This window comes from Amycolatopsis acididurans, from assembly GCF_012328925.1.
Lineage (GTDB): Bacteria > Actinomycetota > Actinomycetes > Mycobacteriales > Pseudonocardiaceae > Amycolatopsis_E > Amycolatopsis_E acididurans.
In genome coordinates, this window is record NZ_JAAXLS010000003.1 from 348,803 (window position 1) to 364,870 (window position 16,068).

Genomic DNA, 16,068 nt, shown 5'->3' on the forward strand with positions numbered 1-16,068 from the left:
ACACCTACTACGCTGGATAGTACATGCCGAGATCGAGAGCGGGAGGCGGTCACGACTCGTGACGGGACCGGCCGGCCAGGTCCGGCGGCGCGGGTGGCCGTATCCAGTGCCGCCCGAAGATCAGTATCACCGGGATGGTGAACAGCAGTGGGCCGAGCACGGCCAGCGGTCGTTCCGCCCACCAGACCCAGTCGGGCGCGCGGTCATCGGAGATCACCCCGCCGTAGACGGCGTACACGACGCCACGCGCCAGCGCCATCCCCGTGGTGTGGAACAGAAACAGCGGCAGCGCGAACCGATTGAACACACCGAGCACATGTGCCCAGCGCGGCCGCGACAGCAGGCGCTCGACCACGGGGCGGGTGGCCTCGGCGAAGCCGATCTGGAAGGTCAGCAGCGCGACGATGACGAACGTCGGCGGTGCCATGTTGGACAGCCGCTGCCCCGGAACCCCCACCATCGATCCGGGATAGAGGTCGGAGAACACCAGCCCCATCAACGCGAACAGCCCCGCCCACATCAACGCGAGGTCCACCCGCCGGGGTGCCTCGACGATGCGCCGGTAGAAGAACCCGGCCTGATAGGCCAGGCCCCACACCGCCGCCATGTTGATCCAGCCGGCCCACTGGTAGCCGTATCGCAGCCGCGCTATGTCCACGAGCATCGCGATACCGCCGAAGAAAACGAGCACGATGATGTCGAAACGCTCGTGCAGCCACAACATCACCGGCAGCAGCACCAGCAGTCCAAGATAGACCGCGATGAACCACAGTGGACTGATGATGAGCATCACCGCGCCGCGGATCCAGTGCAGATCGAACACCGTCCCGAGCACGATCCCCAGCACCGCCCACGTGAGAATCAGCGCGGAGGCGGGCACCAGCAGTTGCTTGACGTGCTTCCAGACGTAATGCCGCATCCGGTCTCCGCGCGCGAGCGCATGTTGCCAGGACACGAGATGCACGTAGCCGCCGACATAGAAGAACAACGGCAGCACCTGCAACAGCCAGGTGAAGATCCACAGACCGCTGAAGAATCCGAGCGGGTTGGTGGGCTGCGGCCCGTCCGGGGTCCAGCGCAGGATCGTGAACGCCCAGTGCCACAACACGACGACCACCAGGCTGACCGCACGCAGGTAATCCACGTAAGGCTCTCGCGGGGTCGTACTCATGCTCGTTGCTCTTTTCCTGAGGCACAATGGAATCACGATGTCTGTCACCACCACCGCCCTGCCACGGCCGGAAGTCACCAACTTCCGGCGACGTGCCCTCGCTGTTCTCGCCGCCGTGCTGCTACTGGCCACGGCTACCGTGCTGACCAACCGGGTGCTGCCCGGCTGGGCCTACCCCGTCTCCGGCGCGGCCGCCGCCACCGCGCTCGTCCTGCTCGCGCGGCTGGCCGGCCTGCGCTGGTCCGATATCGGCCTGAGCCGCAGGCACTCCCGCCGCGCACTGCTGTTCGGGCTCGCGGGTTTCGCAGTGGTGATGCTGGGATTCGGTCTCGCGATGGCGATCCCGCCGCTGCGCGTGCTCTTCCACGACGGCCGGATCGGCTCCCCCGGATTCGGCCAGCTGATGTGGCTCGCGCTGGTGCGCATCCCGTTCGGCACGGTCCTGCTGGAGGAGGTCGCGTTCCGCGGTGTGCTGCCCGCGCTGCTGGGCGCGGGCGAACGCTGGCGCTGGGGCCCCGTGCTCGGCGCGTCGGCGCTGTTCGGGCTGTGGCACCTGCTGCCCTCGCTCGCCCTGACGCAGAACGCGGCCGTGCACGCGACCTTCGGCGGCCTTCCGCTGGCGGTCGTGTCGGTGCTGGCGATGCTGGCTGCGGCCGGCGCGGGCGTGTTCCTGTACTGGTGGCGCCACACCGGCCACGGTCTGCTCGCGTCGATGCTGGTGCACCTGGCCACCAACTCCGGCGGTCTGCTGCTGGCCGCGGCCTTGATGGCGCACTGACCGCGCCGGGCCCCGGGCGTCATCGCCGCGCCCGCCAGGCCTTCTGCGCACTGTCCGCCGCCCATACCGCGGGTATCGCCGCCAGCGCGAGAAGCCAGCCCAGCCACGACGGCACCGATCCGCCGAGCAGCCCCGGCAACGGCGGCACCATGAGGAACGCCGCGAGCATCGCGATCTCGAACCCGATCGCGTACAGAAGCAGCGAGTTGCCCCGGAAACCGACGCGCCCGATCCACCGCGACTCGCTGCGGCAGGCGAACGCGTTGGCCAGCTGGCCCAGCACGATCGCGCTGAACGTGGTCCCCGACGCGGTCGCGAGCAGGGCGGCGCCGGGCGTGGCGCCCCAGGTCCAGCCGCCGGCGAACAGCACCACGACGAACGCGCCCATCGCGACCCCCGCTTCGGCGGGGCCGAGCACGCCGAACGCGCGGCGCAGCACCCGCCCGTCGAGCAGCCCGCCGGTGCGCGCCGGACCCCGCATCGTGCGCGGGTTGGGCGGTTCGGCGCCGAGCGCGAGCGCGGGCAGCAGGTCCGTGCCGATGTCCAGCGCCAGCACCTGCAGTACCCCGATCGCCAGCGGCAGCCAGCCGCCGAACAGCGCCCACACCACGAAGGGCGCGAGCTCGGCGACGTTGTCGGTGAGGTGGTAGGTCAGGAACCGCCGGATGTTGGCGAACGTGGCGCGGCCGAGTTCGACGGCACCGACGATCGTGCCGAAATGGTCGTCCAGCAGCACCAGATCCGCCGCCTCGCGGGCCACGTCCGTACCGGACGCGCCCATCGCGACGCCGATGTCGGCGGTGCGCAGCGCGGGCCCGTCGTTCACGCCGTCGCCGGTCATCGCCACCACGTGCCCGCGTTCTTGCAGTACCCGCGCGATGCGCAGTTTCTCCTCCGGGGCGACGCGCGCCACGACGACCCCGTCGCGGTCGAGCAGTTCGCCCAGTTCCCGGTCGTCGGCGGGCAGGTCCTTGCCGGCCACCACCACCCGGTCCTGGCCGAGCAGGCCCACCTCGGCGGCGATCGCGGCGGCCGTGCCGGGATGGTCGCCCGTCACCATGGCGAGGCGGATTCCCGCGGTGCGGCAGGACGCGATCGCCTCGGTGACGTCGGGCCGCGGCGGGTCCTCGAGCCCGACCAGGCCCAGCAGCGCGAGGTCACGCTCGGCCTCGTCCGGGTCGTCCGTGGTGGAGGAGGCCCGGTGCGCCACGGCGAGCACGCGCAGGCCACGCCCGCTCATCGATTCGACGATCGACGCGGCTTCGGGCGGCACCGTCGTGCACCGCGACAGCACGCTGTCCGGCGCGCCGGTCACGTGCAGACCGTCGGCGTCGCCCACCGAGGAGCGCCGGCGGTGCGGGTCGAAGGGGTGACGCACCACGGGCGCCGGTGGCTTCGCCACGCCGGCGCGCGCGGCCAGCACGTGCAGCGCGACCTCCATCGGGTCGCCGACCGGTTGCCAGCGCCCGTTCTTGTGCACCGCACGGGAATCCGGCGAGCAGCGTGCCGCGCTGTCGGCGAGTTCGGCGACCGCGCGCACCGCCGTGGGATCCCCGGCCAGTTCCCCGCCGGGGTCGTATCCCTGGCCCCGCACGCTCACCAGCCCGTGCGGCGTCCAGACCTCGACGACGGACATCTCGTTGCGGGTCAGCGTTCCGGTCTTGTCCGTGCAGATGAACGTGGTGGCGCCCAGCGTCTCCACCGATTCCAGGTGGCGGACCAGCGCCTTACGCCCGGCCATCCGCTGCGCGGCCCGCGCCAGCGACAACGTGACCGTCGGCAGCAACCCTTCGGGCACGAGCGCCACCGTCACACCGATCGCGAACAGCGCGCTCTGCCCGCCCGCGCCGCTCAGCGCCAGCGAGATCAGGAAGAACGCGACGCCGACCGCGACCGCGATCACGGCCACCAGCTTGACGACCCGGTTCAGCTGAATCGTCAGCGGGCTGCGCGGCCGCTTCGCCGCGGCCGTGACGGCGGCGATACCGGCCAGGCGGGAACGCGCGCCCGTGGCCGTGACGACGGCCGTGGCGTGCCCTTCCACCACATACGTTCCCCCGTAGATCGTGGCGCCCGCCTCGGGCCGGACAGGTTCGCTCTCCCCCGTCAGCATCGACTCGTCCACCGCGAGGCGCCCGCCTGCCCTCAACTCCGCGTCGGCGCACACCCGGTCCCCCGCCTCCAGCAGGAGCACGTCGCCCACGACCAGATCGGCGGCGGCGACCTCCAGTGGGTGACCGTCGCGGCGGACGATCGCCCGCACCGGCAGCAGGTCCCGCAACCGTTCCGCGGCGCGGTCGGCCCGGTACTCCTGTGCGAAGGAGAAGGCGCCGTTGAGCAGGACGACGACCGCGATCGCGATCGCCAGCGGCGGCAGCCCCGCGATCAGCGCGAGACCGGCCGCCGCCCACAGCATGATCGCGAAGAAATGCACCATCTGCCGCGCCAGCAGGAGTATCGGATTCTCGCGGCGCGGCGCGGGCAGGGTGTTCGGTCCATCGGCACGCAACCGCGCCGCCGCTTCGGCTGCGGTCAGGCCGGCAGCCTCCGCGGCGGCGGTTCGCGGGCTCACCTCGACGCTCCCTTCCCGGCGATCACGGGGCCCGACTCCCGCCACGGACCGTCCGCGGTGGCAGGTTCACAGCTGACCCGACCGGACCGCCGCCACGACGCCGCCGTCCACCAGCAGATCGGCACCGGTGATGAAGGTGGCCTGGTCGCTGAGCAGGAACTGCGCCGCGGCGGCGATGTCGTCCGGGGTACCCAGCCGACGCACGCCGGATTTCTCCGTCATGGCGCGGATGTAGCCGCCGGACTGCCCCGCGAGCTCCTGCGCTCCCATGGGGGTCGAGACGATCCCCGGGCTGATCGAGTTGACGCGCGCGCCCCGCTCGCCCCAGGTCGCGGCGGCCATCTGGACCCGCACGGTGTTCGCGCGCTTCGCGACGCCGTAGGCCGTGCCCGGGTCCCGCACGACGTCGGGGCCGAGGAATGGCAGCGCCAGCAACTCCGCGGCCGGGGTGCTCGCCAGCGCCCGCTCCTGCTCCGGCGGCAGCGCCGCCGCGAGGTGGCCCGCCATGCTGGCGATCACGACGGCCGCGCCGCCGGGCGCCACGACGGGCGTGAACGCGTCGAGGACGAGCGCGGCACCGAGCAGATCGACCCGCAGAATCGCCTCGGCGGGCGCCTGCACCGGGGACAGGCCGGCGGTGTGGGCCAGAGCCGTGACGCGGCCGAGTCCGTCCGCGGTCTTGGCCAGCGCCGCGACGGATTCGGCGGCCGAGACGTCGACCTGTTGCGCCGTCACGTCGTGTCCTTCGGCAAGCAGCGCGCCGGCCGCCCCGGTGAGGGTCTCCTCGTTGAAGTCGGCCAGCAGGACCGCCCGCCCACTGCCCATCCGGCGCGCGATGGCCAGCCCCATCCCGCCCACACCGATGATCACTACGACGTCCTTGCGCACGCGAAGTCCTCCTCTGCTCCGTCACGACGGCATCCAGCAAACCGCTGGTCAGGCCCGGTTCGACGCGGCAGTACTTCCCCGATCGTGGTGACCGCGGTCCCCCGAGTTCGATGACCAAGGACCCTCACCGCGACGCCGGCCCTTCGCGACCCTGTGCTCGATCCTTTCGAAAAAAGCACAGGAGGGGCACATGAGCCCGTTGGATCTGGCGCGGTGGCAGTTCGGGATCACCACCGTCTACCACTTCATCTTCGTGCCACTGACGATCGGGCTGTCCCTGCTCGTGGCCGGAATGCAGACGGCGTGGGTACGCACGGGCAACGACGCCTACCTGCGGATGACGAAGTTCTGGGGAAAGCTGTTCCTGATCAACTTCGCCATGGGCGTGGTGACCGGGATCGTGCAGGAGTTCCAGTTCGGCATGAACTGGAGCGACTACAGCACGTTCGTCGGCGACATCTTCGGCGCGCCGCTGGCCATCGAAGGACTGCTGGCGTTCTTCCTGGAATCCACCTTCCTCGGACTGTGGATCTTCGGCTGGAACCGGCTGCCGAAGAAGCTGCACCTGGCCACCATCTGGCTCGCCGCGATCGGCACGATGCTCTCGGCGTACTTCATCCTCGCCGCGAACTCGTGGATGCAGCACCCGGTCGGCTACGCCGTCAACCCGGCCACCGGTCGCGCGGAACTGAAGGACTTCGGCGCCGTGCTGACGAACTCGACCGCCGTCGGCGCGTTCGCGCACACCATCACGGCGTGCTTCCTCACCGCGGGCATCTTCGTCGTCGCGATCAGCGCGTGGCAGCTCAAGCGCCGCCGCTCGCCCGAGGTGTACCGGCCGTCGATGCGGCTTGCGCTGGTGACCGTGCTGATCGCCGGTCTGGGCGTCGCCGTCACCGGTGACCTGCAGGCCCGGCTGATGACGCAGCAGCAGCCGATGAAGATGGCCGCCGCCGAGGCGCTCTACGACACCGTCTCCCCCGCGTCGTTCTCGCTGTTCACGATCGGCTCGCTGGACGGCTCACACGAGGTGTTCAGCATCCGGGTGCCGAAGGTGCTCTCGTTCATGGCGACCGGCTCCTTCGACGGCACCGTCGAAGGCATCAACGACGTGCAGGCCGCGGAGACGGCGGCCCACGGCCCCGGTGACTACACGCCCGACGTGGCCGTCACCTACTGGACGTTCCGCCTGATGATCGGTTTCGGGTTCCTGATGGGCCTGCTGTCACTGGTCGGGTTGTGGCTGTTCCGCAGGGGCCGGATCCCGCGCTCACGCTGGTTCTACCACGCCGCCGTCGCCTCACTCGCGCTGCCGTTCCTGGCCAACTCGCTGGGCTGGATCTTCACCGAGATGGGCCGCCAGCCCTGGGCCGTGTTCGGCGTGCTCAAGACCGCCAACGGTGTCTCGCCCACGGTCGGGGCCGGCACGGTGCTGACGTCGCTGATCGTGTTCACCGTGCTCTACGGCGTGCTCGCGGTGGTCGACGGGATCCTGATGGTCCGCTACGCCAAGGCCGGGCCGCCCGAGCCCACCCCGCCCGAGGAGTCCGAAGTGGACGCTTCCACGCCGCCGGTCTTCGTCTACTAGGAGCGCTGCAATGCCTTTGACCGACATCTGGTTCCTGCTCATCGCGGTGCTCTGGACCGGCTACTTCGTCCTCGAGGGATTCGACTTCGGGGTCGGCATGCTGCTTCCGGTGCTGGGCCGCGACAACACCGACCGGCGGGTGATGATCAACACGATCGGCCCGGTGTGGGACGGCAACGAGGTCTGGCTCCTCGTCGCCGGCGGCGCGACCTTCGCCGCGTTCCCCCTGTGGTATGCGAACCTGTTCTCCGGGTTCTACCTCGCCCTGCTGGTGATCCTGGTGGCGCTGATCGTGCGCGGGGTCGCGTTCGAGTTCCGTGGCAAGATCGACAGCGCGCGCTGGCGGCGCGGCTGGGACACCGCGATCGTGGCCGGGTCGTTCGTGCCCGCGCTGCTGTGGGGCGTCGCGTTCGGCAACATCGTGCGCGGCGTTCCCCTCGACGCACGGCACCACTACACCGGCTCGTTCCTCACCCTGCTCAACCCCTATGCCCTGCTCGGCGGGCTCACCACGCTCAGTGTGTTCGCCATGCACGGGGCGGTGTTCCTCAGCCTGAAGACGACCGGCGATCTGCGACGCCGGGCGCGCGCGGCGGCCTGGTCGGTCGGCGGATTCGCGATCGCCTGCGGCGCGGCGTTCCTGCTGTGGACGCAGCTCGCGCACGGCAAGGGCTGGACGTGGATCGCCGTGGGCGTGGCGGCCGTCGCGCTGGTCGCCGCGGTCGCGGCCACCGCACGCGGCCGCGAAGGCTGGGCGTTCCTGCTGACGGCGACCGCGATCGTGGCGACCACGGTGGCGTTGTTCGGTTCCCTGTACCCGGACGTGCTGCCCTCGACGACCGACGCGGCGAACAGCCTGACGACGACGAACGCGTCCTCGACGCCGTACACGCTCAAGATCATGACGTGGGTCGCGGTGGTGTTCACCCCGATCGTGCTCGGCTACCAGGCCTGGACGTACTGGGTGTTCCGCAAGCGGATCACCCGCGACTCGATCCCCGCCACGCAGGGGCTGCCCTCGTGAAACCCCTCGATCCGCGCCTGCTGCGGTACGCCCGTGCCGCGCGGCCGTTCATCATCGGCTGCGCGGCACTGGGGGTGCTCACGGCGCTGCTGGTGCTGGCGCAGGCCGACCTGCTCGCGTCCGCGCTCTCGCACGCGTTCCTCGACGGCGACGGACTCGGCGCGCTCGCCGTCACGGCGGGCCTGCTCGCGCTGGTCGTGGCCGGGCGCTCCGTGCTGTCGTGGCTGTCGGAGACGCTGGCCCACCGGGCCTCCGCCGACGTGCTGGCACAACTGCGGACCGCCGTGATCGACCGCGTGCTGCGCACCGGCCCGGCGCGCGAGGCCGGCCGCTCCCCCGCCGAACTGGCGAACCTGGCCACCCGCGGGGTGGACCGGCTCGACGGCTACTTCGCGCGGTATTTGCCGACCCTGCTCATCGCCGCCGTCGTGCCCGCGGTCGTCGGCGCGCGGATCCTGCTGGCCGACTGGGTGGCGGCGGTGATCGTCGGGATCACGGTGCCGCTCATCCCGATCTTCATGATCCTCATCGGGCTGTACACGCAGCGCGAGGTGGGCAGGCAATGGCGCACGCTGGCCGTGCTGGGCAACCATTTCCTCGACCTCGTCGCCGGGCTCGCGGTGCTCACCGCGTTCGGCCGGGCCAAGGCGCAGCTGCGGAGCCTGCGTGAGGTCACCGAGCGCTACCGGACGCAGACGATGCGCACGCTGCGGGTGGCGTTTCTGTCCGCGCTGGCGCTGGAACTGCTGGCGACCCTGTCGGTCGCGCTGATCGCGGTGTCGATCGGCCTGCGGCTGGTGGAGGGGAACCTCGACCTGCACACCGCGCTCGTGGTGCTGATCCTCGCGCCGGAGGTGTACCTGCCGCTGCGCGCGGTCGGGGCGCGCTTCCACGACAGCGCGGAAGGCGTCGCCGCCGCGGAGGAGATCTTCGAACTGCTCGACGGCTCCCCCGGCGAAGGCCCGTCCCGCGCGCCCGCACCCGATCCGTCCCGGGTGCCGCTGCGGCTGTGTGGCGTGACCGTGCGGGGCCGTTCCGCTCCGGTGCTGGACCGGGTGAACCTGCGTATCGAGCCGGGTGAGGTCGTCGGGATCACCGGAGCCAGCGGTGCCGGCAAGTCCACGCTGCTCGACCTGCTGCTGGGCTGGTACTCGCCGGACGAGGGTCGCGTGTACGCCGACGGCGTGGATCTGGCGGAGCTGGACCGGACCGCCTGGCAACAGCGCGTGGCGTGGGTGCCGCAGCGGCCGAGGCTGCTGGCGGGCACCGTCGCCGACAACATCCGCCTCGGCCGGCCGGACGCCACCACCGGCGAGGTCGCGCACGCGGCCGAGGCCGCCGCACTCGACGTCCCCCTCGACGCGGAGGTCGGCGAACTCGGCGCGGGGCTGTCCACCGGGCAGCAGCGGCGTGTCGCGCTCGCGCGTGCCCTGCTGCTGGACCGGCCGCTGCTCCTGCTCGACGAGCCGACCGAAGGTGTCGACGCCGGCACCGAGGCCGCCATCCTGGACCGCCTTCCAGAGATCCTGGACGACCGCACCGCGGTCATCGTCACCCACCGGACCGCGGTCCTTTCCCTGTGCGACACCGTTTACGAGCTTCCGCACCACGCGGCCGCGCCCGCGGTGAGCGAGCCCCTCGCGGTCGGCAACGCCACGCGGGGGTCCGTCACGGAGCGGCAGCCGGGGCGGTGGCGGCTGTGGCTGGCGATCGCGGCGGGCGTGGGGGCGCTGGGCAGCGCCGTGGCGCTCACCGCGACGTCGGCGTGGCTGATTTCCACCGCCGCCCTGCATCCGCCGATCCTGACACTGACCGTCGCGATCGTCGCGGTGCGCGCGTTCGGTATCGCCAAGGGCGTGCTGCGGTACGCGGAAAGGCTGCTCTCCCACGACATCGCGCTCCGCTCCGTGTCCGAAGCGCGGGTGAAGGTGTGGGCCACGCTCGTGCGGATCGGTCCCGCCGTCACCGCGCGGATCCGGCGCGGGGACCTGCTCAACCGCATGGTGTCCGATGTGGACAGCCGGCAGGACATGCTGGTGCGGGTGATCGTGCCCGGTGCGTCGGCCGCGATCGTCGCGCTCGGCACCGCGGCGGCCATCGGGCTGCTGCTGCCGGCGGCCGGGCTGATCCTGCTCGCCGGGCTGGTGTGCGCCGGTGTGGTCGCGCCCGCGCTGTCGGCGTTGCTCGCGCGCAAGGCCGAACGCGACACCACGACCCTGCGGGCCGACGTCACCTCCGGCACGGTCGAGATCCTCGAAGCCTCCCCCGACCTGATCGCGTTCGGCGCGCATCAGCGGCGTCACGAGGCGCTACGTGCGACCTCCGCGCGGCTGACCCGCGCCCTGCGCCGGTCGGCCGCCGCCCGTGGTCTGGGCACCGGGCTGGGCACGTTCTCGATCGGCGCGACCATGCTCGGCTGCCTGCTCGCCGGTGTCGCCGCACTCCGCGCGGGCCGCCTGCCCGGCCCGGAACTCGCGGTGCTCGCGCTCACTCCGCTGGCCGCCACCGAACTCGTGGCCGCCCTGCCGGAAGCGGCGCAACGGCTGCTGAGCGCCCGGCACAGCGCGGCCCGCCTCGCGGACCTCGCCGCGACGATCACGCCGAGCCCGGACGCGGACAACCCGCTGCCGATCGCCGAACCCGCCGTGCTGGCCGCCGAAGACCTCGCCGTGCGCTGGCCCGGCACGACCACCGACGCCGTGACCGGCGTGAACCTCACCGTCGCCGACCGCGGCGTGGTGCTCGCCGGGCCCTCCGGCTCGGGCAAGAGCACGACGCTGGCCGCGATGATGCGCTACCTCGCCCCGTCGGCCGGGCACGTCCGGCTCGACGGCACCGATACCCGCGCGTTCGGCGGCGACGCGGTGCGCGAGCAGATCGCCTGGTGCGGCGCCGGCACGCACCTGTTCGACAGCACGCTTCGCGAGAACCTGGTGCTGGCCCGGCCGGGCACCAGCGACGCGGACCTCGTGCGGTGCCTGCACAGGGCGAGCCTCGGCGACTGGTTCACGAGCCTGCCCGGCGGGCTCGACACGGCTCTCGGCGCACACGGCACGCAGGTCTCGGGCGGCGAGCGTCAGCGTCTCGGGGTGGCACGGGCGATCCTCGCCGACCGCCCGTTCCTGCTGCTCGACGAGCCCACCGCGCACCTCGACGGCCGGACCGCGACGCGGCTGGCCGGCGAGATCGCCGCGCTCACCGCCGAACGGCCCGCCGTGGTGGTGACGCACCGGCCGGACGAGTTCCCGGCACTGCCGGTCGTGCGGCTCGGCCGGTCGGCTAGTTGTCCGGACCAGGCAGTGGTATCTGCCAGGTGACCAGCGTTCCGCCGCGCGGTGCGCCGCCGATCTCGAGCGAGCCGCCCAGCGCGCGGGCACGTTCGATCATGGTGTCCAGGCCGCCGCCCCGCGCGTCCGCCGGCGTGCCGTCGCCGTCGTCCTCGACGGTGGCGACCAGGCGCCGGGGTTCGCGTTCGACGTCGACCATGACCGTGACCTGGGTGGCGCCGGAGTGGCGGGCCACGTTGGACAACGCCTCCCGCAGCACGGCCAGCAGGTGATCGGCGGCCTCCGGCTCGAGCACCGCGTCGAGCCCGGAGTCCAGCTGCGACACCGTGGTCAGATCCATCGTGTCGGCGGCGGTGCCGATGAGGTCCTGGATCCGCTCCCGGACGCTTCGCTCGCCCTCGGCACGGGCCCGCATGCCGAACACCGCGGCCTGCAGCTGCCGCGCGGCCTCGTCCATGTCCGTGACGATCTGGCGTACCCGCCGCGCGACCATCTCGTTCTGCACGATCTTCAGCATCGCGGTCAGGTCCATGCCCATCTGGAAGAGCCTGCCGACCACGGATTCGTGCAGTGTCTTGGCGATGCGCTCGCGGTCCTCGAGCACCAGCAGCCGCGCCGCGTCATGACGCCGTTCGGCCAGTTCCAGTGCCAGCGCGGCCTGCGCCGCGAACGGCTCCAGCGCGCGCACGACCGCACTGGTCAGGACCTCGCTGCCGGGACGGTTGATCGCGGCGAGCACGCCCCGCACCTGCTCCCCCTGCCCCAGCGGCACCAGCGCCGCGGCGCCCACCTCGAGGTCGGCGGGCAGCCCGGCCGCCCGCGCGACCTCGCTCGCGTCCTCGGTGATCAGCGATTGCCCCCGGTGGTACACCCGCACGCTCAACGGCTGCGGCTCGGGCCCCGACATCGGCAACCGCAGCTGGCGGAACGCCTCGGCCCTGGCGCCGCTGGCGGTGGCCACGACGAGCTGCTCCCGCTCGGCGCTGGGCACCAGCACCACCACCTGATCCGCACCGGCGATCTCCCGCGCCCGCGCCGCGATCAGTTCGAGCACCTCCTCCGCCGGGGCGTCGGCCAGCAGCCTCGTCGTCACGTCCGCCGCGGCGGCGAGACGCTGGTTGGCCTCCTGCAGTTCCAGGCTCCGCGCATACACCTCCGCCCGGGCGCCGGCCGCATCGCCGGCCGCATCGCCGCCCTCGCGGACCTCCCGCAGGACATCGGTGACCTCTTCGACCCGGTGCAGGATCAGCCGCACGGCGCCGGATTCGTCGAGCACGGGGCTGTTCACCGGGCTCCAGTACCGCTGCTCGATCATGCCCGGCTGGTCCGGCACGGCCACGTCATACCGCTGCAACGCCATCACATGCCGCTGCCGCGTCGCCAGTACCCGCTCCAGCGACGCCCGCAACGCCCGCGCGCCCTGCGGATCTTCGGGATTGTCGGGGAACGCCTCGAGAATCGACCTGCCCGCCAGCTCCGCATCGGTCCGCCCGGACACCCGCTCGTACGCCTCGTTCACCGCCAGTATCACCAGATCTGGTGACAACACGGCCATCGGCGACGGACCGGCGCGAAAAACCGACTCGTAATCCACGGACACCATCGCACCATTTTGCCCGCCCACCGCGCTTTCCGGGACGCCGACTTCCGGCATCCCGGCGTAGAAATAAGCGCCGTTACCGCTGTTTCACGCTCGTGCGCCCGGAGAGGACATCATCGGATACGTCGGTGAGTTTGCGGTTACTGCTGCGCGCGGTGTTACGCAGCAACACGAACGCCTCGTCCGGCGTGATGTCCAGCCGCGCGGCGAGCACGCCTTTGGCCTGTTCGATACGGACGCGACTGTCCAACGCGGTCTGCAACTGATGGACACGCGTGTCAGCCTGCTCGAGGCTGTAGTCGCGCAGCGCCGCGATGGCGGCCGCGTCGGCCAGAACCTGCACGACGTTCTCACCGACCGGATCCAGCGAACCAGGCCGGGTACGCACCAGCGTCATGCTGCCGATCAGGCCGTCGTGCGCCCGCATCGGCAGCGCCGCCAAGGCCGTGATACCCACCTGCGCGGCCGGTTCCGCGAGCGCCGGCCAGCGCCGCCGCACCGTGTCCAAGTCCGGCGCCTGGACGGTTTCACCCCTGGCCAGGCAGTCGATCGCCGGCCCCTGACGCCACCGGATCTGTATCTCGTCGAGCACACCGAGTTCGGCAGGCGTGCCACCGAAGCTCCGCAGGACCGGCGACTCGGCGTCGCCGAGGATGACGCCCGCACCGGCGATATCGAGCAGCCCGACCACCGCTGTCGTCAGACTGCCGAAGACTCGCAGATGCGCGTCACCGATCCGGTCCAGGAACCCGACGAACTCGCGCCCCGACCGTCCGGGGACAACGCTCGACACCAGGTCGAAGACCGCGTCCGCGACCTTCTGGGCGCCCGCGTCCATTGTTTCCATGGCATTCCTCCCCACGAGTTGAACAGCCATGAATGAACAATTTCCGACGCCACTGCTCGAGCCGGAAAAAAATTCTCCACCGCGACACCGTCGCGAAGTCCCGCGGGGCCTTTGAACCTATCACAGCAGCGCGCCCCGATCAGCCCTCGCTCCCGGCCGGAACGACTATCAACCGAAATGTCGCGTACCTCGCCACTCCAACGGGCTATGGTCATCGAGGCGGATGCCGCGTACGTTGTGGATTCCTTGCCTGGCAGGGACTTTCGTATCTCCGCTCTGGACCCCGGCGGCCTACCGACATCGGAGCACGGGGAGCGCAGTTGAGCGAGATTCCGGCGATAACACCGGGACGCCGAGTGATCTACATCGACCGCACCAGCGGGCCCGCCGGCGTCATTCACCTGAGAATCGGGACCGTCACCGACGGGAGCATCCAAGACGTGGATGGCAGCAACTGGATTCCGATCGAGGACGCGGCCACCCCGGGCGAAGCGATTCTCGTTGCCGACAAAAACATCATCAAAGACGCTCCGCCACAGGACGAGCCGAACCGGCACCATAGCGGCCAACGACCGAAAACGAGGAACAGCAGCGAATGGCACGGCCGGCATCGCCGCACTCCCTAGGTGAACGCCAGCTGAACAAGGGACTTTCGCCTCCTGACGCCTGCGGCGGATACCCGCGATACTCGATGCCGCCGGGGCGCCCGGCCGCCCGTCCGGGGTGCTGGATCATAGTGTCGAGGTTCTTCGGACCTGGATTGACCTAACGTCGCAAGACGGGGAAGTTCCGCCCTCGGACGGGCCCATTGCTGCTCTCTCCGACCGATCGGCATCCGGCGTGTGAGCCAGCGTCCCGACGGGTATTCACCGGCCATGATCCGTGTCTTCCTGGTTGACGATCACGAGGTCGTGCGCCGGGGCGTCGCCGATCTGCTCGACGGCGACCCGGAGCTGACCGTGATCGGCGAAGCGTCCACGGCCGCCCAGGCCCTGGCTCGCATCCCCGCACTGCGGCCCGACATCGCCGTGCTGGACCTGCGCCTTCCCGACGGCAACGGGATCGAGCTGTGCCGGGACCTGCGCTCGCGAACGCCCACGCTGAACTGCCTGATCCTGACCTCGTTCACCGACGAACAAGCCATGCTCGACGCGATCCTGGCCGGTGCCGGCGGCTACGTGGTCAAGGACGTGCAGGGCATGGAACTGGCCCGCGCCGTCCATGCGGTCGGCTCCGGCCACTCCCTGCTCGGCAACCGCGCCGCCGCGGCCCTCATGCAGCGCCTGCGCAAGGCCGCCGAACCCCAGGGCCCGCTCGCGCATCTCACCGCACAGGAGCGGCAGCTGCTCGAGTTGATCGGCGAGGGCCTGACCAACCGGCAGATCGCCCAGCGCATGTACCTCGCCGAGAAGACGGTGAAGAACTACGTCTCCCGCACCCTGCACAAACTCGGCCTGCAACGCCGCACCCAGGCCGCCGTCCTCGCCACCCAGTTGCGCGACTGACCACCGAGGAGGCTCACCGGTGAGAGCCAAAGACATCATGACCAGCCCGGTCGTCACCGTCACGGCCGACACCTACCTCCGGCAGGCCACCCACGTCCTCACCAGTCACGGCTTCACCGCACTGCCCGTCGTCGACGGCGAAGGCTGCCTGGCCGGGCTGGTCACCGAAGCCGACCTGCTCGGCCACCGCACTCCGCCCGATCCGCGGAGCGGCACGCCCAGCCCGCCGCTGCCGGGCACGCTCGTGGGGGACGTGATGACCACGAAGGTGATCACCGCACAGCCCGGCACGCACGTGGCCACCTTGAGCAGGCTGATGCTCGACAAGCACCTGCGCGCCATCCCCGTCCTCGACGGAGACGAGGTCACCGGCATCGTCAGCCGCCGCGACCTGCTGCGTACCATCGGCCGCGACGACGACATCATCGCCCGCGACGTCCGCCACCACCTCGCCGCCGCCGGCAGGCAACCGTGGCAGGTCACCGTCACCGACGGCGTCGCCACTCTCACCAGCGAAGGCGCGAACGAGACCGAACGCCACATCGCCACCGTCATCGCCAGTTCCCTGCCCGGCGTCACCGGCGTCCGCGTCGAGGAAACGGCGTCCGCACACTGACCTACGAGTCCACAACGGACGATTGATCGACAACGACATGGAGGTATGGCTGTGGGGGTGGGGTCCGAGCGCCCGACGCCGCCGATGCGGGAGACGCTGTCGCAGTTGCGGCTGAACGAGCTCCTGCACGAGGTCCAGGACCGCGTCGGGCAGCTGGCCGAGTCCCGCGACCAACTGGACCAGCTGCTGGAA

General features: G+C 71.1%; 12 protein-coding genes. 7 read left to right on the plus strand and 5 right to left on the minus strand.

The genetic code is table 11. The features are described 5' to 3' along the window. Positions 1-49 precede the first annotated feature (49 nt). Complete coding sequence (locus HFP15_RS08300) at positions 50-1,171, minus strand: acyltransferase family protein (RefSeq protein ID WP_168513154.1); 1,122 nt, start codon at positions 1,169-1,171, stop codon at positions 50-52. Between the two features lie 37 nt (positions 1,172-1,208). Here HFP15_RS08300 and HFP15_RS08305 point away from each other — a divergent pair, with 37 nt between their 5' ends. Continuing rightward, the gene (locus HFP15_RS08305) at positions 1,209-1,949 is read left to right on the plus strand and encodes a CPBP family intramembrane glutamic endopeptidase (protein ID WP_168513156.1); all 741 of its coding nucleotides are present in this window, start codon (positions 1,209-1,211) and stop codon (positions 1,947-1,949) included. A 19-nt stretch (positions 1,950-1,968) separates the two neighbouring features. Here HFP15_RS08305 and HFP15_RS08310 read toward each other — a convergent pair whose 3' ends face one another. Both HFP15_RS08310 and HFP15_RS08315 read right to left on the minus strand, forming a co-directional pair. After that, the gene (locus tag HFP15_RS08310) at positions 1,969-4,521 is read right to left on the minus strand and encodes a cation-translocating P-type ATPase (protein WP_168513158.1); all 2,553 of its coding nucleotides are present in this window, start codon (positions 4,519-4,521) and stop codon (positions 1,969-1,971) included. Between the two features lie 66 nt (positions 4,522-4,587). Further along, positions 4,588-5,409 carry an SDR family oxidoreductase gene (locus tag HFP15_RS08315; protein WP_168513160.1) on the minus strand — a complete coding sequence of 274 codons (822 nt, stop codon included), beginning with the start codon at positions 5,407-5,409 and terminating at the stop codon, positions 4,588-4,590. A gap of 190 nt (positions 5,410-5,599) precedes the next feature. On the opposite strand from HFP15_RS08315, the gene HFP15_RS08320 reads away from it, so the two are divergent. The 3 genes from HFP15_RS08320 to cydD are packed head-to-tail and all read left to right on the plus strand — an operon-like array spanning position 5,600 to position 11,338. After that, positions 5,600-6,997: a cytochrome ubiquinol oxidase subunit I gene (locus HFP15_RS08320; RefSeq protein ID WP_168513162.1), complete on the plus strand. Its 1,398-nt coding sequence runs from the start codon at positions 5,600-5,602 to the stop codon at positions 6,995-6,997. A 10-nt stretch (positions 6,998-7,007) separates the two neighbouring features. Next, positions 7,008-8,021 (plus strand): cytochrome d ubiquinol oxidase subunit II, encoded by a 1,014-nt coding sequence (gene cydB, locus HFP15_RS08325; RefSeq protein WP_168513165.1) that lies wholly within the window; start codon positions 7,008-7,010, stop codon positions 8,019-8,021. Then, positions 8,018-11,338: a thiol reductant ABC exporter subunit CydD gene (gene cydD / locus HFP15_RS08330; RefSeq protein WP_168513167.1), complete on the plus strand. Its 3,321-nt coding sequence runs from the start codon at positions 8,018-8,020 to the stop codon at positions 11,336-11,338. The genes cydB and cydD overlap by 4 nt, the downstream gene beginning before the upstream one ends. Here cydD and HFP15_RS08335 read toward each other — a convergent pair. Then, the gene (locus HFP15_RS08335) at positions 11,301-12,911 is read right to left on the minus strand and encodes a PAS domain-containing protein (protein WP_168513169.1); all 1,611 of its coding nucleotides are present in this window, start codon (positions 12,909-12,911) and stop codon (positions 11,301-11,303) included. The genes cydD and HFP15_RS08335 overlap by 38 nt on opposite strands. Before the next feature lie 73 nt (positions 12,912-12,984). Next, positions 12,985-13,755 (minus strand): GAF and ANTAR domain-containing protein, encoded by a 771-nt coding sequence (locus HFP15_RS08340; RefSeq protein WP_168513171.1) that lies wholly within the window; start codon positions 13,753-13,755, stop codon positions 12,985-12,987. A gap of 356 nt (positions 13,756-14,111) precedes the next feature. Between HFP15_RS08340 and HFP15_RS08345 the strand changes: the two genes are divergently transcribed. The 3 genes from HFP15_RS08345 (at position 14,112) to HFP15_RS08355 (ending at position 15,876) form a co-directional block, all read left to right on the plus strand. Continuing rightward, positions 14,112-14,381 (plus strand): hypothetical protein, encoded by a 270-nt coding sequence (locus HFP15_RS08345; RefSeq protein WP_168513173.1) that lies wholly within the window; start codon positions 14,112-14,114, stop codon positions 14,379-14,381. Between the two features lie 249 nt (positions 14,382-14,630). Next, positions 14,631-15,260, plus strand: coding sequence for a response regulator (locus HFP15_RS08350; RefSeq protein ID WP_168513175.1), 630 nt, complete (start codon positions 14,631-14,633; stop codon positions 15,258-15,260). A 19-nt stretch (positions 15,261-15,279) separates the two neighbouring features. Next, entirely contained in the window at positions 15,280-15,876 is a 597-nt protein-coding gene (locus tag HFP15_RS08355) for a CBS domain-containing protein (protein ID WP_168513177.1), read from the plus strand. The last annotated feature ends 192 nt before the right edge of the window (positions 15,877-16,068 follow it).